Genomic DNA, 14,226 nt, shown 5'->3' on the forward strand with positions numbered 1-14,226 from the left:
ACATGCTCATGTGGCTGTTCAAAGGCACCTGGTCGCAACTGCGAACGTTGGGTCTGGTGTTCATGCATGCTTTCCGCAAGCGGGAAACCCTCAATTATCCAGAGGAGAAGGTCTATCTGCCGCCGCGTTATCGCGGTCGAATCGTGTTGACTCGAGACCCGGACGGTGAAGAGCGCTGCGTAGCCTGTAACCTATGCGCCGTGGCCTGCCCGGTGGCGTGTATTTCATTGCAGAAGGGTGAAAAGGAAGATGGTCGCTGGTATCCCGAGTTCTTTCGCATCAATTTCTCCCGCTGCATCTACTGCGGCATGTGCGAAGAGGCGTGTCCGACTTCGGCGATTCAGCTGACTCCGGATTTCGAGATGGGCGAGTATCGGCGTCAGGAGCTGGTCTACGAAAAGGACGATCTGCTCATCAATGGTCCCGGTAAGGATCACGACTACCACTTCTATAGAGTGGCCGGTCTTGCGATTGCCGGTAAGGACAAGGGCCGTGCCCAGAACGAAGAAGAGCCGATCAACGTCACGTCGCTTCTGCCATAAGTTGGATTTACTAGCGGGAAAATAACATGGAAGTCGCCTTCTATCTGAGTGGTCTCGTTGCCGTGCTGGCAACCCTTGGGGTCATTACCAACACTAATCCGGTTCATGCGCTGCTGTATCTGATCGTATCGTTGATCGCTGTGGCCATCGTATTCTTCGCTCTTGGCGCGCCCTTCGCTGGGGCACTGGAGATCATCGTGTATGCGGGCGCGATCATGGTGCTGTTCGTTTTCGTGGTCATGATGCTCAACCTGGGCGATGCGGTGGTGGCTCAGGAAAAGGCTTGGCTCAAGCCCAAGGCCTGGCTAGGCCCATCGGTGTTGGCGGCGGTGCTGCTGCTGACGCTGATTGCCACGTTATGGCTGGGCGACATCGGCAAGGTGATCCAGGGCGATACGCTGACCGCCAAGGAGGTGGGTACGACGCTGTTTGGTCCTTGGCTGCTTATCGTCGAATTGGCGGCGATGCTGCTGCTGGCAGCCCTGGTGACGGCTTCCCACGTAGGACGATTGTCACCACCGGATAAGCCGGCGATGAATCAGGAAACCGGAGCAAGAAAGGAGCACTCATGAGCGGTGTACCGATGGAACATGGACTGGTGCTGGCGGCAATACTGTTCGCGCTGGGTCTGGCAGGGCTGATGTTTCGCCGCAACATGGTGTTCATTTTGATGAGCCTTGAGATCATGCTCAATTCCGCAGGGCTTGCCTTTATCGTCGGCGGTACGGCCTGGGGGCAACCGGAAGGACAGGCGATGTTCCTACTGGTGATTACGTTGGCGGCAGCGGAAGCCAGTGTCGGCCTGGCACTTCTGCTGCAGCTCAACCATCGCTTCAAGACGCTGGACACGGATGCGGCCAGCAGGATGCGTGGATAATGGAACTATCGATGTCGTTGCTCTTACCCCTGACATTTCTTCTGCCCCTGGTGGGCACACTCATTTTGTCCCTGTCGAATGGCCGCTTGGGCGAACGTGCCAGCGCGACGGTGGGCGTCACCTCGATGGGCTTGTCCGCCATCGTGACGGTGTTGATTGCGCTGCAGTATATCGCCGAGCCTCATGCCTATGGCGTCACTCTATGGCGTTGGATCAGCGTCGAGGATTTTCAACCAAGCATCGGGCTGGCGTTGGACGGTCTCTCCTTGACGATGCTCGGTATCATTACTGGCGTCGGTTTTCTGATCCATCTGTTCGCCGCCTGGTACATGCAAGGCGAGAAAGGCATCACTCGCTTTTACGCCTACATGAATCTGTTCGTGTTCAGCATGGTGTTGCTGGTGCTGGGAGACAACCTGCTGCTGCTGTTCTTTGGCTGGGAAGGGGTCGGGCTTTGCAGCTATCTGCTGATTGGCTACTACTATGAGCACTCCGAGAATGGCTGGGCCGCCTTCAAGGCATTCATCGTCACCCGCATCGGCGATGTCTTTCTTGCCATCGGCATGTTCTTGTTGTTCTTCGAGCTTGGTACCCTTGATATCGCCGAAATACTCAGGCGTGCGCCGGAAATGTGGGCGGAAGGCGACCCGACGGTGGAGTTGGCGGCCCTGCTGATGCTGGGGGGCGCCGTGGGCAAGTCGGCTCAACTACCGCTGCACACCTGGCTGGCGGACGCCATGGCGGGGCCGACACCGGTCTCCGCCCTGATTCATGCGGCCACCATGGTTACCGCCGGGGTCTATCTGATCGCGCGTATGAACGGGCTGTTTTTGCTTGCGCCGGATATTCTCGAATTGACCGGAATCATCGGTGCCCTGACGCTGCTGATGGCCGGCTTTGCTGCCTTGGCCCAAACCGATATCAAGCGGGTTCTGGCCTATTCCACCATGAGCCAGATCGGCTACATGTTTTTGGCCTTGGGTGCCGGCGCTTTCGATGCGGCCATCTTTCATCTCATGACCCATGCTTTCTTCAAGGCATTGTTGTTTCTCTCAGCCGGAGCGGTCATCGTCAGCTGTCATCATGAGCAGGACGTGCGCCGCCTGGGCGGTTTGTGGAAACGGTTGCCGTTGGCCTATGCAGGCTTCATCGTCGGGGGGTCTGCTCTGGCGGCGCTGCCGCTGGTCTCGGCGGGTTTCTACAGCAAGGACGAGATTCTCTGGCAAGAGCTGGTCACCGATCATGGCGGCCTATTGTTGGCGGGCATGATCGGTGCCTTCTTGACCTCCCTTTATACCGTGCGCTTGATCATCCTTACCTTCCATGGCAAGCCGAAAAGCGACAATGCGCGTAATGCCAAGGCCGGACGTGGTCTGGTGCATGGCGTGCCGCTGATCGTGCTGGCATTGCTCTCGACCTTCCTGGGGGCCTGGATCACGCCGCCGCTCGAGAATGTGTTGCCAGCCCCTGCCGAAGGCGAGGAGTTCTGGCATCTGGTGCTCGAATTCGTTGCGGCGGGCGTGGCGATCGCGGGTATTGCCATTGGTGCCTGGCTGTATTTTCGCCGTCGGGGCTGGCTTGCCCAGCACACGTCGAGTGGGTGGGGGGCCTGGCTATGGACCTTCTGGAATCATGCCTGGGGCATCGATGGACTCTATGATCGCGTGCTGGTGAAGCCCTACCGCGGTCTGGTCAGGATTCTGCGTAGCGACATCATCGACGGAACCTGCAATCTGTTTGCCAAGCTTGCCTGGTTGCTGCACCAAGGGCTTTCGAGAACCCAGACCGGCAAGCTGCGCTTTTATGCCACCTCGATGGTCGCCGGTGCGACCCTGATTCTGCTGGCATTGGCTCTGGTGCCCTGAAGGATAAAGTGCGATGCGAAATCTTCAAGGAAGTGAGTTGAGACTACACGAACAAGGAACACGACGCTTATGACCCTGGTGTGGCTGATCCTGATTCCCTTCATCGGCGGGCTCCTGTGCTGGCAGTTCGAACGGTTGGGCGAAATGGCGCCCCGTTGGATCGCGCTGGGTACCATGGGGCTCGAGCTTTTACTCACGCTATGGCTGTGGTGGAGCGGCGATTTTCAGCTGCCGCAAGTCGCCAGCTCAGAGGCGTCACAATGGGCGTTGGAATGGCGGACTCCGTGGATTCCCCGGTTCGGTATCGATATCCATCTTGCACTGGATGGCCTGTCGCTGATCTTGATTGCACTGACTGGGTTTCTCGGTGTTCTCGCAGTGGTGTGTTCCTGGAAAGAGATCATCGGACGCGTCGGCTTTTTTCATCTCAACCTGCTATGGATTCTTGGCGGAGTCGTCGGAGTGTTCCTGGCCATCGATCTGTTCCTGTTCTTCTTCTTCTGGGAACTGATGCTGGTGCCAATGTATTTCCTGATCGCACTCTGGGGACATAGTGGCTCTCAGGGCAAGACCCGCATTGGGGCCGCGACCAAGTTCTTCATTTATACCCAGGCCAGCGGTCTGCTGATGCTGGTGGCGATTCTCGGGCTGGTGTTTGCCCATCATGCGACGACCGGTGTCTACTCCTTCAGCTACGACGACCTGCGCAACGCCCCGCTGTCCCCTGAACTGGCCATGTGGTTGATGCTGGGCTTCTTCATTGCCTTCGCGGTCAAGCTGCCGGTAGTGCCTTTGCACGGCTGGCTGCCGGATGCCCATGCCCAGGCGCCTACCGCCGGCAGCGTGGATCTTGCAGGTATTCTGCTCAAGACCGCTGCCTATGGCATGCTGCGTTTTACATTGCCCTTGTTCCCCGAAGCGTCCCAGGCCTTCGCCCCGGTTGCCATGGCGCTAGGGGTGATAGGCATCTTCTACGGTGCTCTGCTCGCCTGTGGCCAGCAGGACATCAAGCGTCTGATCGCCTATACCAGTATTTCCCATATGGGGTTCGTGTTGATCGGTATCTATGCGGGCACCCAGCTGGCACTGCAGGGTGTAGTAATGCTGATGGTGGCCCATGCCTTCTCCGCGGCGGGGCTGTTCATCATGAGCGGTCAAATCTACGAGCGGGTGCATACCCGGGACATGACTCAGATGGGAGGGCTATGGGGTCGTCTGGGTAGTCTGCCCGGATTTTCTCTGTGCTTTGTCGCCGCGTCCCTGGGCATGCCGGGTACCGCGAATTTCATCGGCGAGTTCATGGTGCTGTTCGGTACCTTTCCGGTGGCGCCTTGGGTCGTGGCTATCGCCAGCGTTGGACTGGTGCTGGCAGCCATCTATTCACTGTTTTTGATGCAGCGAGTGCACTACGGTCCTGCCAAGAGCGATGAGCCGCTGGAAGGACTTGATCGCCGTGAGTACGTCATGTTGCTGGGCATATTGGCGCTGGTGCTGTTTTTCGGTCTCTATCCGCAGCCTCTACTCGAGACCAGCGGTGCCGCCATGCACGAGATCCAACGCCTTTTCACCGATCCGGCATTTACGATTACCACTCTGCCGACGAGGACTTCATGACGCTGACGACGACTCATCTGGTTGCGCTTTTGCCATTGATTCTGGTGTGCGCGACGGCCATCGTGGTGATGCTGGGTATTGCTTGGCGCCGACATCATACAGCCACCACCATCGTCACCTCTGTCGGTCTCAATCTGGCTCTGCTATCGCTGTTGATCGTTTGGCAAGTGACGCCTATCAGAACCCCGTTACTGATCATCGATGGCTTGAGCGTGTTCGCCATGGTGCTGATTCTCGTCTCGGCGTTGGCTTGCACCACCCTGGCCCATGCTTATCTGGAGTACTACAGGGGGCCTGTCGAAGAGTTCTATCTTCTCTTGCTGTGCTCCGTTGCTGGCGCCTAGTGTTGGCATCAAGTCAGCATCTGGCGACGCTGTTTTTCGGCCTGGAGCTTCTTTCCATGCCGCTCTATGGCATGTTGGCCTATGCGTTTCATGAGCGTCGCTCTTTAGAGGCGGGAATCAAGTATCTGATTCTCTCTGCCGCGGCCACCGCCTTTTTGCTCTTTGGCATGGCGCTTCTGTACGCCCAGAGCGGACGGCTGGATCTGCCGGGACTCACGGCGGGTCTTGCGAACAACGCCGATGTCTGGGCGCTGGCGGGTGCCGGCATGATGCTAGTAGGGCTCGGTTTCAAGCTATCCATCGTACCGTTTCATCTCTGGGCACCGGATGTGTATGAAGGGGGTCCTGGACCCGCGGCAATCTTTTTGGCGTCGGCAAGCAAAGTGGCTGCCTTCGTCGTTCTGTTGCGTCTGGTCATGACCACGCCAGCCTTTCAGGGTGAATGGCTGAACGAGACGCTGACGGTGCTGGCTCTATTGACCATGATCATCGGCAATCTATTGGCCTTGACCCAGTCCGACCTGAAGCGTTTGCTGGCCTATTCCTCCATCGCCCATTTTGGTTATCTGATGGTGGCACTGGTGGTCAGCAACGATCTTGCGGTGGAAACTGCCGGCGTGTATCTGCTTACCTACGTGGTAACGGTTCTGGCGGCCTTTGGCATCGTTACCCTTATCTCCAGCCCTTATGGCGGGGCAGATGCTTCGGCACTGCATCACTACCGGGGGTTGTTCTGGCGTCGTCCCTATCTCACCGCAGTGCTGACGGTGAGCATGTTGTCCTTGGCGGGCATTCCGTCCACTGCGGGGTTCATCGGCAAGTTCTATATCATCGCGCTTGGGGTGGACGCGCAGCGCTGGTGGCTGGTGGGCGGCATCATTCTGGGTAGTGCTATCGGTCTTTACTACTATCTACGGGTTATGGTCACGCTATTTCTGACGGAAGCCGGAATGCAGCGCCGGGATGCGCCTCATAACTGGGGCATGCGAGCTGGCGGTGTGGTGGTGCTTGGCCTGGCGCTATTGATGGTAGCGCTTGGCCTGTACCCTGGACCGATGGTGGAGTGGGTTAAGCTATTGGCCGCCACCCGCATAGGCTAAGCCTTGTCTAAAAAGTACCTGCACTCGTCTATACGGCGTTAAAAATTGACTCGTGCGCGAGTCCGATCAAGATGCTCATTTACACTGCGTAAACTGCGCTCTTGGACTCGCAACATCCATGTTGCTCGCTCTTCGAGCAGCAGAGCTGCCCAAATCGGCAATCCTGCCGATTAGTCACCAATTTTTGCCTTGTCTAGACTTCGCTCGCTAACTTTTTAGATCAAGGCTAGGAAATCGATATATAAATGTTTGTATTCAGAAATTGTTTGGTAGCCAGGTGGCAAGCCCCGGAAAGAAGGCCAGGGCTGCCAGCATGGCAAGCTGCAGCAGGATGAAGGGAATGACGCCGCGGTAGATGGCGGTGGTAGGCACCGAAGCGGGTGCCACGCCGCGCAGATAAAATAGCGCGAAACCAAAAGGCGGGGTTAGAAACGAGGTCTGCAGGTTGATGGCGATCATGATACCCAGCCAGATTGGATCAAGGCCCATGGCCAGCAGAATCGGACCGATAATGGGCACCACCACGAAGGTGATCTCGATGAAATCGAGAATGAACCCGAGCAGGAAGATGACCAGCATCACCACAAGCGTCGCTCCCGCCACACCTCCGGGCATGTGATCGAACAACTCCTGGATCAACTCCTCCCCACCATAGGCGCGAAACACCAGAGAAAACAGTGCGGCGCCAATCAGAATCATGAACACCATGCTGGTGACACGCGTCGTTGACGTCAGCGCGTCCTTGAGGGTGGCAAAATCCAGCTTGCGATAGGCCAGGGCCAATAGCAATGCGCCGAACGCACCGACCGCCGAAGCCTCTGTAGGGGTGGCAAGGCCCCCTAGAATCGACCCCAGCACGGCTATGATAAGAAGAATGGGGGGTATCAGCCCCTTGAGCAGCAAGGTGCCCAGGCCGCTTTTATGACCGAGCTCCCTCATCAGCTCTTCTCGATTCGCCGGGGGAGCGATCTCCGGCTTCAGCCAGGCAATGATGGCGACATAAGCGACGTAAAGCGTCACCAGTATCAAGCCCGGTACCAGGCGCCCATGAACAGATCCCCCACTGATACCGTCTTGGGACTGAAGATACCCATGGTCAGCTGCGCCTGCTGATAGGCGGAGGACAACACGTCGCCCAGCAGTACCAGGGCGATGGAGGGTGGAATGATCTGCCCTAGTGTCCCGGTGGCGCAGATGGTGCCGGTGGCCAGGGACATGCTGTAGCCGCGCTTCAACATGGTGGGCAGCGACAGCAGCCCCATGGTGACTACCGTGGCGCCGACGATGCCGGTGGAAGCCGCCAACAGCATGCCGACCAGGGTTACCGAAATACCCAATCCCCCGCGAAGTGAGCCGAACAGCAGCGCCATGGCATCGAGCAGAGTCTCTGCGACCTTGGATTTCTCCAGCAGCACGCCCATCAGTACGAATAGCGGCACGGCTAACAGTGTCTGATTGGTCATGATGCCGTAAAGACGATTGGGAAAGGCCGCCAGGAAGCTACCATCGAAATGCGCGTCGATGCCTATTGATTGCAGACCCATCCCTAGCCCTGCGAAGGCCAAGGCAGTACCCGCCAGAGACAAGGCGACTGGATAGCCAAGCATTAATACCAGACAAATCATTGCGAACAGCACGAGGGGCATGAACTCTAGCATTACACATACTCCTCGGGATGGTCGTGATCATCTTCCGATAGTGTATGCCCTCGAATGATCAAGATGTTGCGTGTGATCTCGACGAGTCCTTGCAGACTCATCAGTACGGCAAAGACAGGAATTAGCGTCTTGAGTAAAAAGACGCCGGGTAAACCGCCGGATTCCGGCGAGCCTTCAAGAATGCGCCATGACTTGTCCACATAGCCGAGACTCGCTATCACGACGAAGATCATGACGGGAAGCAGCAAGAACAGCGTGCCCAGAAGATCGACCCAGGCCTTTTTCTTCATCGACATACCGCGATAGAAGATATCGACCCGCACGTGCCCATCGTGTTTCAAGGTATAGGCTGCCGCGAGCAGGAAAACCGTCGCGTGCATGTACATCACGGATTCCTGCATCGGCGTATTGCTGACATTGAAAAGATAGCGCAGCACCACGATCAAGAATTCGGTCAGCATCATGATCAGCACCAGCCAGGTCAACGCCTTACCCAATCGCTCGGTAAAGGTATCAATCCACGCCAGGGGTGTGGGCAGGGGTGCGCGCATCAGGAAGTCCTCTCGAAGCCATGAAGGTGCTATCGGGAATGGTAGACGAGGAGATCACCACGGGTATACAGCATCGATGCAAGCGAGCGCAGAATCATGTTGTCGGCGTGAACGCCCATTCTCATCGCGACAAGCACTCAATGCCGAGAAGGAAGATGAACCGCTTGATAACAGGCTGCCGGCAAATGGATGTTCACGGTCAAGGGTAGATGATCGGAAAACAACTGATCCAGCGCCTGGGGGGCGTCCGCGGTCAGGCTAGGAGACAGCAGAATATGATCCAGCGCGCGGCGAGGTTGCCAGGCAGGGTAGCTGGGTAAGGGGCGTACCGGATGCAGCGGTAGCGACAGGCAAAAACGCGAATGAGACGTCAGCTGATCCGGGGTGCAGTTGAGATCCCCCATGACCACCACATGTTTTAAGGGCGCGATCAACTCGCTGAGATAATCGAGCTGGCGGCTGCGTCCGCGACGACTCAATGCCAAATGAGCAACAAATACATGCAGCGCCTCGGGGCCCTGGCCATAGCACGCATGAATGGCGCCGCGCCCGGGTGCCCCCGGTAGCCGATGCTCTCGAATGTACTGAGGCTGTAGCCGTGACAACAGACCATTGCTGTGCTGGGCAACCCGTCCGAGATTACGGTTGAGCTGCTGATAGTGGTAAGGAAAATCGGCGCGTTGAGCCAGGTATTCGAGCTGGTTGACATTGCTCGAGCGAAAGCTGCCGCCATCAATTTCCTGCAATCCGACGATATCGAAATTGCCCAGCACCTTGGCCATGATGTCCAGACGTCCACGGCGCTTGGGATTGGGCAACAGATGCTGCCAACTGCGCGTGAGGTAATGATGATAGGCCGACGTTTGGATGCCGACCTGAAGGTTGAATGTCAGTAAACGCAGCGTGAAATCGTGATCACCGCTTGTTGCCAGGGCTTGAGTCACGCAATCATTCCCCTTGTGCTTGTTCCGAATCGGGCCGTTCGTTGCGCTCCTGATCAATCAGCGCGCTGGCAATTTGCGGCATATTTTCAAGACTGCCTGCGCTATCGGGTGTGATGACGTAGCGTCCATCGACGACCAGCGCCGGAACACCCATCAGCTGGTAACCGCGCATCTTGGCATGTGCCTGGTTGATCTGGCTTTTCACGCCAAAAGAGTTCAAGGCTTTCTTGGCGTCTTCTTCGCTGACACCGTAGTTGCTGTAGAAAGCCGCGATGTCATTTTCATCGATCAATTTCTTGCCGTCCTGATGAATGGCATCGAAGAAATCTTCATGGGTCTTGTCGAGGATGCCGAGCTGTTTAGCAGCGAAGAAAGCTGCCGCATGGCGAATCCAGGTATCTCCCATGGTGGCTGGCAAACGTTCGAAAACCACATCGTCCGGTAGATCCGCAGCCCAGGCATTGAGCGGCTCTTCCAGATCGTAGCAGTGAGGACAGCCATACCAGAATACTTCGGTGACCTCGATTTGGCCGTTCTTGGCATTGGTCTCGACGGGTGTATCCAGCACCTGATAATCCTGACCCGCCACCGGTGCTGCCAGCGTCAATGTCGAAAGACTCAATCCAGCAATAATGGCCATACACTGTTTCAACATGTGTCAGCGCTCCTGAAAATATAGGGTAGATTCGATTCGAGAAAATAGGGCATGGGCGATCTTTGCACCCTAGAGTGTCGGACCATATTAGGCGATAAACATCATACCGGAAAATGGAAAAAGGCGGCCGAAGCCGCCTTTTATCTTGAATATCGAGTTATCAATGCAGGCCGTTGACATAGCTTGCCACGGCTTCCATGTCCGCATCGCTCATCTTGGATGCAATACCGCGCATGATGGCGTTGGGATCGTTGCTGCGCTCACCCTTGGCGTAGTCCTGGAGGGTGGAAACGATATATTCGGGATGCTGCCCCGAAAGTGCCGGGAATCTGGCAGAGCCAACGCCTACGCCAGTAGGCATGTGACACCCCATGCAGGCCGGAATACCCTTGGCCAGATCGCCGGACTTGTAGAGGCTTTTGCCTCGGTCGACGAGGGCTGGATCGGCTTGGCCAAGATTGGGCTCTTGGTTAGCGTAGAACGCAGCCAAGTCTGCAATGTCCTGTTCATCGAGATTGGCGACGATCCCCATCATTTGGGGCACCGGACGCACGCCGTCACGAATTTCGGTAATTTGCTTCACCAAATAAGCAGGATGTTGTCCTGCAATGTTGGGAAACGTGGGTGCAGCGCTGTTGCCTTGCTGGCCATGGCAGGCCGCACAGACCTGCGCTTTTTCCTTGCCAGCGGCTGGATCGCCCTCGACTGCGTGTGCTGTCGTTACGAATCCCATGATCAGTGCCAAGCCAACCAGTAACTTTCTCATCGCTATTTCACTATGCCGTTTCGTTTTATCTGGTATCGGTAACCGGCGTTCATCTGTTCAACCGGTGCGCTGTCGCTATGATACAAGGCCGTTATCGAATGCGGCGATTTTTTGCGCTGGATCGACCCGACGCGACATTGATTATCAAGGTAGTATATCGAATCCCTCCGGTCGCGGAAACGTAGCCATAATGCCGCACCCAAGGCCGGTCAAGGTTTTACCATTCTAGCCACAACGAGATTCATCGTGAGCCGTCTTCACTATAACACCGCCCGCTTCATGATCAGTGCGCCGACTCTGGCGCTGTGCCCCGCGGACCAGGGCCTGGAAGTTGCCTTCGCAGGACGTTCGAATGCAGGAAAATCCAGTGCCGTCAATGCACTGACGCAGCAGAAAGCACTGGCCCGCACGTCCAAGACCCCCGGACGGACACAGCTGATCAATTTCTTCAGTATTGGCGAGGATACCTCACGACGCCTGGTCGATCTGCCGGGGTATGGATTTGCCAAGGTACCGGAGAAGGTCAAGCTCGAATGGCAGCGCCATCTGGCCGAGTATCTGCAGCGTCGTGCATCGCTTCAAGGACTGGTGCTGGTCATGGATGTACGCCATCCGCTCAGCGAATTCGACGAAATGATGCTGGGTTGGGCGGACGACAAGGACATGGCGGTTCATATCCTCTTGACCAAGGCGGACAAGCTCAAGTCCGGCGCGGCCAAGAGCAGCCTGCTACAGGTACGCAAGCGTCTGCAGGAGTGGGAGGATCTGGTCAGCGTACAGCTGTTTTCGGCGTTGAAGCGCCAGGGCGTCGAAGAAGCCAGGCACGTCTGGATGACTGGCTTTCACCTGCCGAGGGATGAAGGGGCTATTTCAAGTGAGTCAGCAGTGCCGGCAGCTCACGGATATGAGTCAGTCGAAAAACCCCTGCGGGCATGTCGCCGCGGTGTTCATCATGCTTGTCGATCCAGGCCACCTGCATGCCCAGACGCCGTGCCGGAAGCACGTCCTCTCGCCAGGAATCACCAACGTGCATCGCTTGAGAAGGGGAGCTGCCAAGTCGCGCCAGAGCGGCAAGAAACGGCCGCGCGTCGGGTTTGGGCGCAAGCAGTTCGCCGGCAGCGATGGCAATGGGGAAATATCGCGCCAGAGGAAGGCGTGTGATCTGTACGTTGCCATTGGTGATCGCTGCCAAGGCGTAACGCTGGCTAAGCTCATCCAGTAGTGCCTCTACTTCCGGGTAGGGCGTGAGCTGATGGCGAAAAATCATGAACTGTTCCATGGCCGCGGCAGCGTAATCCTCGGCGTCCTGGGGGCGTAGTCCATACTCTCGCAGCATCTCAAAAAGGCTTTGCTGTCGAATCCAGGTGAAATCTCCTCGCCGTAGTGGATCCCGCTGAGCCACCCGTTGACGTCGTTCCTGATAGGCGCTCAAGGGAAAGCGTTCGCTCATGCGTTCACGCTGTATGTCCAGTTGAGCGATGGCGTCATCCAGCCAGTCATAGTGACCGTTTTCGGTGGCGACCATGACCCCGTGGTTGTCCCACAGAGTGTCGTCGAGATCGAAAGTCAGGGCTGTCAAGGGAGATGTGAAGGAAGTCATGGTGTCAGATCACCGGATCATCGTGAGAAGTATCGCTGCGCCTGCGCGCTCGAGGATGGGCGCTATCGTAGACGCTCGCCAGATGCTGCCAGTCGAGCCGCGTATAGACTTGGGTAGTAGACAGATTGGCATGACCCAGCAGTTCTTGCACCGCGCGCAGGTCCTGGCTGGACTCGAGCAGATGACTGGCGAAGGAATGACGCAAGCGGTGCGGATGCAGATGTTCTGGCAAACCGCGCTCGATAGCAGTCTTAGCCAAACGCAGTTGAATGGCGCGGTGACCCAAGCGCTTGCCCTTGAGCCCTACGAATAGCGCGGGTTCCTCGTTATCCGCCAGCTGTCCCCGCACCCGTTGCCAGGCATTCAGCGCCTGACGGGCCCGGCCGCCCAACGGCACCTGACGCGGCTTGCTGCCTTTCCCTACTACCCGCACACGCCGCGTATCCAGGCTATCACGATCAAGGGATGCCAGCTCCGCCAGACGCAACCCACAGGAGTAAAGCAGCTCCAGCATGGCCTGATCCCGCAAGGCCAGCGGAGACCCGTCGTGAGGCGTATCGAGAAAGCGCGAAAGCTGATCCACATCCACCGGGCGTGGTAGATGCTGGGGCTGGCGCGGCGTGCGTATCAGCTTGACCGGATTATGGGTCAGCACCTGATGATGTACGAGCTCTTCGACAAAACGCGACAGGGCGGCACGCCGGCGCGCCAGGCTGCGAGGTGCTAGGCCTCGGCTACGCTCCTGACCAAGAAAACGCTTGATAAGCCCCGCATCGAGCCTACGCCAATCAGTAATTTCCTGCTTCTCGAGATAGCTCATGAAAACCGCCAGATCGCGGCGGTAGGCATCAACGGTTGCCGGGCTTGCCTGCTGGGCCAGGGAGGCTAAGAAAGCATTGACGTGTTCTTTCATGGACATGAAATGCTCGGCGGTTTTGTCAGAAGCCTCAGCGGGCCTGTGAAACGCTTCAGCGGGACCGGCTGTGCTGCACCATCAGGCGCGCCACGACTTCGCCCAGATATTCGGTGAATAATGTGTCCAGACTGGCGCGAAAATGCTCGGTGTCGTGACTGGCCAGCACCAGATACCCCAAGGGCTCGCCCAAGGCCAGCCGCGTCAAGGCACAGGAGCCCGCCTTCTTGGGCGGCTCGATATGCGGTAGCAAAAGCTGCCAATCCTTGCGCGACAAGCGCCGGCAGCGACTGGCGCGACCATCGAGTAGCGCCCCCAAGCGCGCTCCCGCGTTGTCATCCAGCACAAAGCGCGGTGGCTGTGGTGCCATGGGCTCGACATCCGTCAGGCTAGAGGCGCACCACAGCGCCACGGACTGGGTGCGAAAATGCTCGGAGAGCTGTGTCGCCAGCGCCTGGCCCAAAGCATCATTGTTTTCCGCCTCGAGTAGTGCCAATACCAATTCACGGGTACGCCGATACTGGGATTCGTTGTGCCGCGCCGACTCGAGCAGCTGTTCCAAGCGCCCTTCGGCGCCTTCGGCGCGTCTGCGCAGGTCAAGCACGAGACGCTCGAGCAGCGATATGGCCCCTTCGGCGTCCGGATGAGGCACCTTGAGTTGTTGTAGCAGCCCCTCGCGCTCGACGAAGAAGTCGGGATGCTGGGTCAGCCATTGGGCCACGCGCTCGGGATCCAATGTCTGAGGTGTGTCCGGGGCTTGGGCTTGGGGCATGAATAATCTACCTCGTTGAAACCTG

General features: G+C 57.5%; 14 protein-coding genes and 2 pseudogenes. 8 read left to right on the top strand and 8 right to left on the bottom strand.

The features are described from left to right. The first annotated feature begins 2 nt into the window (after positions 1–2). From nuoI to CH74_RS10835, 7 genes are all read left to right on the top strand, one after another. Complete coding sequence (gene nuoI / locus CH74_RS10810; RefSeq protein ID WP_048307458.1) at positions 3–542, top strand: NADH-quinone oxidoreductase subunit NuoI; 540 nt, start codon at positions 3–5, stop codon at positions 540–542. Positions 543–568: 26 nt separating this feature from the next. Then, positions 569–1,114, top strand: a complete 546-nt coding sequence (gene nuoJ / locus CH74_RS10815; RefSeq protein ID WP_048307459.1) for an NADH-quinone oxidoreductase subunit J — start codon at positions 569–571, stop codon at positions 1,112–1,114. Then, on the top strand, positions 1,111–1,419 hold the full coding sequence (gene nuoK / locus CH74_RS10820) for an NADH-quinone oxidoreductase subunit NuoK (RefSeq protein ID WP_048307460.1): 309 nt from the start codon (positions 1,111–1,113) through the stop codon (positions 1,417–1,419). The genes nuoJ and nuoK overlap by 4 nt, the downstream gene beginning before the upstream one ends. Before the next feature lie 11 nt (positions 1,420–1,430). Beyond that, positions 1,431–3,284, top strand: coding sequence for an NADH-quinone oxidoreductase subunit L (gene nuoL, locus CH74_RS10825; RefSeq protein ID WP_048307512.1), 1,854 nt, complete (start codon positions 1,431–1,433; stop codon positions 3,282–3,284). A 69-nt stretch (positions 3,285–3,353) separates the two neighbouring features. Further along, positions 3,354–4,898 (top strand): NADH-quinone oxidoreductase subunit M, encoded by a 1,545-nt coding sequence (nuoM, locus tag CH74_RS10830; protein WP_048307461.1) that lies wholly within the window; start codon positions 3,354–3,356, stop codon positions 4,896–4,898. Continuing rightward, complete coding sequence (locus CH74_RS19560) at positions 4,895–5,242, top strand: hypothetical protein (protein WP_253273036.1); 348 nt, start codon at positions 4,895–4,897, stop codon at positions 5,240–5,242. Before nuoM ends, CH74_RS19560 begins: the two co-directional genes overlap by 4 nt. A 2-nt stretch (positions 5,243–5,244) precedes the next feature. Further along, the gene (locus CH74_RS10835) at positions 5,245–6,342 is read left to right on the top strand and encodes an NADH-quinone oxidoreductase subunit N (protein WP_253273037.1); all 1,098 of its coding nucleotides are present in this window, start codon (positions 5,245–5,247) and stop codon (positions 6,340–6,342) included. A gap of 255 nt (positions 6,343–6,597) precedes the next feature. Here CH74_RS10835 and CH74_RS10840 read toward each other — a convergent pair. The 5 genes and pseudogenes from CH74_RS10840 to CH74_RS10860 all read right to left on the bottom strand — a co-directional run bounded on the left by CH74_RS10840 (position 6,598) and on the right by CH74_RS10860 (position 10,916). Further along, a pseudogene (locus tag CH74_RS10840) lies at positions 6,598–8,000 on the bottom strand (TRAP transporter large permease subunit). After that, entirely contained in the window at positions 8,000–8,551 is a 552-nt protein-coding gene (locus tag CH74_RS10845; RefSeq protein ID WP_048307462.1) for a TRAP transporter small permease subunit, read from the bottom strand. Before CH74_RS10845 ends, CH74_RS10840 begins: the two are co-directional and overlap by 1 nt. Positions 8,552–8,688: 137 nt before the next feature. Beyond that, positions 8,689–9,495 (bottom strand): endonuclease/exonuclease/phosphatase family protein, encoded by an 807-nt coding sequence (locus tag CH74_RS10850; RefSeq protein ID WP_048307463.1) that lies wholly within the window; start codon positions 9,493–9,495, stop codon positions 8,689–8,691. A 4-nt stretch (positions 9,496–9,499) separates the two neighbouring features. Beyond that, positions 9,500–10,150 carry a thiol:disulfide interchange protein DsbA/DsbL gene (locus CH74_RS10855; protein ID WP_048307464.1) on the bottom strand — a complete coding sequence of 217 codons (651 nt, stop codon included), beginning with the start codon at positions 10,148–10,150 and terminating at the stop codon, positions 9,500–9,502. A gap of 160 nt (positions 10,151–10,310) precedes the next feature. Further along, the gene (locus CH74_RS10860) at positions 10,311–10,916 is read right to left on the bottom strand and encodes a cytochrome c (protein WP_048307465.1); all 606 of its coding nucleotides are present in this window, start codon (positions 10,914–10,916) and stop codon (positions 10,311–10,313) included. A gap of 279 nt (positions 10,917–11,195) precedes the next feature. Between CH74_RS10860 and yihA the strand changes: the two are divergent. Continuing rightward, positions 11,196–11,776: pseudogene (gene yihA / locus CH74_RS18265) on the top strand (ribosome biogenesis GTP-binding protein YihA/YsxC). Positions 11,777–11,781: 5 nt separating this feature from the next. Here the strand turns inward: yihA and CH74_RS10870 are convergent. The 3 genes from CH74_RS10870 to CH74_RS10880 are packed head-to-tail and all read right to left on the bottom strand — an operon-like array spanning position 11,782 to position 14,201. Then, positions 11,782–12,516 (bottom strand): HAD family hydrolase, encoded by a 735-nt coding sequence (locus CH74_RS10870; protein WP_048307467.1) that lies wholly within the window; start codon positions 12,514–12,516, stop codon positions 11,782–11,784. Positions 12,517–12,520: 4 nt separating this feature from the next. Continuing rightward, positions 12,521–13,435, bottom strand: coding sequence for a tyrosine recombinase XerC (locus CH74_RS10875; RefSeq protein WP_156181487.1), 915 nt, complete (start codon positions 13,433–13,435; stop codon positions 12,521–12,523). A 49-nt stretch (positions 13,436–13,484) separates the two neighbouring features. Continuing rightward, a complete protein-coding gene (locus tag CH74_RS10880) occupies positions 13,485–14,201 on the bottom strand; it encodes a DUF484 family protein (RefSeq protein ID WP_048307468.1) in 717 nt (238 codons plus the stop codon). Positions 14,202–14,226: the final 25 nt, after the last annotated feature.

Origin of the sequence: Halomonas sp. PR-M31, assembly GCF_001039575.1 — a bacterium.
In the GTDB taxonomy this organism is placed as follows: domain Bacteria; phylum Pseudomonadota; class Gammaproteobacteria; order Pseudomonadales; family Halomonadaceae; genus Modicisalibacter.